The sequence below is a fragment of the Microbacterium maritypicum MF109 genome (genome assembly GCF_000455825.1).
Taxonomy (GTDB): domain Bacteria; phylum Actinomycetota; class Actinomycetes; order Actinomycetales; family Microbacteriaceae; genus Microbacterium; species Microbacterium maritypicum_A.
In genome coordinates this window covers 1-265 of sequence record NZ_ATAO01000034.1, presented here as the reverse complement: position 1 = coordinate 265, position 265 = coordinate 1, and the positions used below count along the sequence as shown (strand labels likewise).

Below are 265 nucleotides of genomic sequence, written 5' to 3'. Positions count from 1 at the left end.
TCGCCACCGCGCCCTGGCCCTCGGCCGGTTGCGGAACCGGCGTGCGGCGGGTCTCCGCCTCCACCCAGCCGGAGGCGAGCGCCGTCGCGACCTTGCCTCCCTCGACCGCACCGCGAGCGAGGTCGGCGGGCACGGTCAGACGCGTGCCGATCGTGGTGATCCAGGTCGGGCGGTCGCGTCGGGGCGTGCCCAGGATCTCGGAGGTGAGGCGCTGCGCGGCGGCGGGGGCGTTCGACAAGCCCCACTTCCCGTAGCCCGTCGCGAA

The 265-nt window shown here is 75.8% G+C and carries 1 pseudogene; it reads right to left on the bottom strand.

The features are described from left to right. Positions 1 to 238, bottom strand: a pseudogene (locus L687_RS24580) (FAD-dependent oxidoreductase); the annotation flags it as partial. Positions 239 to 265: the final 27 nt, after the last annotated feature.